Annotated in this window: 1 protein-coding gene; it reads left to right on the top strand. The window is 73.4% G+C overall.

Annotation, left to right across the window (positions count from 1 at the left end):
- Positions 1-51 precede the first annotated feature (51 nt).
- Positions 52-1,062 (top strand): M24 family metallopeptidase (locus ACWCSD_RS53040; RefSeq protein ID WP_449927657.1); only part of this gene is annotated, 1,011 nt, incomplete at its 3' end.

Here is a 1,062-nt window from a genome sequence, read left to right as displayed (position 1 = left end):
GCTTGGTGGGTTTTTTCAGGGGTGTAGACGCGGGTCTTGCTTCCTCGGCCGGTGAAACGCGGCCTCGCCTTGGAGACGGGTTCGCCCTCGACCCCCGGGCCCGACCTGCGCTATGTCAGCGGCTACGACGCCAAGCCGCTGGAGCGGCTGACCTGCCTCGTGGTGCCCGCCTCGGGGGAGGCGTACATGATGGTGCCCCGCCTTGAGCTGCCGGCCGCGCAGGCCTCGCCCGCCGCCCGGCTCGGGCTGGAGTTCGTGGCCTGGGACGAGACCGACGACCCCTACGGCATCGCCGCCTCCCGGCTGGGCCGGGTGGCCAAGGTGGGGCTGGCCGACCGCATGTGGGCCATGTCGTCGCTGCGCTTCCGCGACGTGCTGCCGGAGGCCGAGCAGGTGCTGGCCGGCACGGTGCTGCGCGACCTGCGCATGCGCAAGTCGCCGGCCGAGGTGGCGGCCCTGCGCGAGGCCGGCGAGGCCATCGACGCGGTCCACCGCCAGGTGCCCGAGCTGCTGCGCGCCGGTCGCACCGAGCGCGAGGTGGGCCGCGACATCGCCGAGGCGATCCTGGCCGCCGGCCACGCCACGGTCGACTTCGTCATCGTCGCCTCCGGGCCCAACGGCGCCAGCCCCCACCACGACGTGTCCGACCGGGTGATCCAGGCCGGCGAGCCGGTCGTGGTCGACATCGGCGGCCAGCTCCACAACGGCTACTGCTCCGACTCCACCCGCACCTACAGCGTGGGCGAGCCGCCCGCCGAGTTCGCCGCCTACTACGAGGTGCTGCGCCGCGCCCAGGAAGCCGCCTGCGCCGCGGTGCGGCCGGGCGTGTCGTGCGAGTCGATCGACGCGGCGGCCCGCGAGGTCATCGCCGAGGCCGGCTACGGCGACTACTTCATCCACCGCACCGGCCACGGCATCGGCATCGAGACGCACGAGGAGCCCTACATCGTCGCGGGCAACGACGAGCGTGAAGACCCGCCACCGTTCGGTTGCACCGGCCGCCGAACCGTCCGCCATCACCGCCTCCCTCTGAAGCGCACGGCGGTCGCCGTCCACCTTCAG

Source organism: Nonomuraea sp. NPDC001684 (assembly GCF_053596515.1).
This window is presented reverse-complemented; position numbering and strand designations above follow the sequence as displayed.